The organism is Candidatus Hydrogenedentota bacterium (genome assembly GCA_016791475.1).
Classification (GTDB): Bacteria; Hydrogenedentota; Hydrogenedentia; order Hydrogenedentales; family JAEUWI01; genus JAEUWI01.
This window is the reverse complement of the sequence record JAEUWI010000338.1, coordinates 1-595: the sequence shown is the minus strand read 5'-3', so window position 1 is coordinate 595 and position 595 is coordinate 1. Positions and strand designations below refer to the sequence as shown.

1 protein-coding gene is annotated in these 595 nt (G+C 64.7%); it reads left to right on the top strand.

Features of this window, described 5'->3' with window-relative positions:
* Positions 1–328: 328 nt before the first annotated feature.
* Positions 329–595: twin-arginine translocation signal domain-containing protein (locus tag JNK74_29550; GenBank protein ID MBL7650319.1), on the top strand; the 267-nt coding region annotated here is incomplete at its 3' end.

The following is a 595-nucleotide window of genomic DNA, read 5'->3' as shown; positions in this document are numbered from 1 at the left end:
AAGAACCCGCTCTTCGACTTCAAGAGAATGGCTTACGGAGGATTTGCCGCGCTCGTTCACCGCTGAGGATGGAGTGACAGGTTCACGATCCGTTCGTAGTCCGGGATTCATCCCGTTCCGCCCTCGTTCGTAGTCCGGGCTTCAGCCTGCCTCCCCACGCATTCCCATGCGCCTGCCGCGACCGTGCCACACCCCGACAGCCTGAAGGCTGCACTACGAACCAAACGCGGTAGCTCCGATCCCGTTCTCCCAAATTCCGGATTGGACATCGAGGGGTTGCGGTTGAAGCTCCGGAGCCAGAGTCCCGTCCAGGACTCCGACGCATCCTATGGACTCACGACGCGAGTTTCTCAAGAAGGCGGCCCTGATGGCCGGAGGCATGGGCGCCGCCGGCGGCTTCCCGGCGGTGTTGCAGCGGGCCCTCGCCATCGATCCCGCCCCCGGCAGCACGTGGCTCGATGCGGAACATGTGGTGATCCTGATGCAGGAGAACCGCTCCTTCGACCACTGCTACGGGGCTCTGCGGGGCGTCCGCGGATTCCGCGATCCCCGGGCGGTGACCCTGCCCAGCGGAAATCCGGTCTGGCTCCAGTCG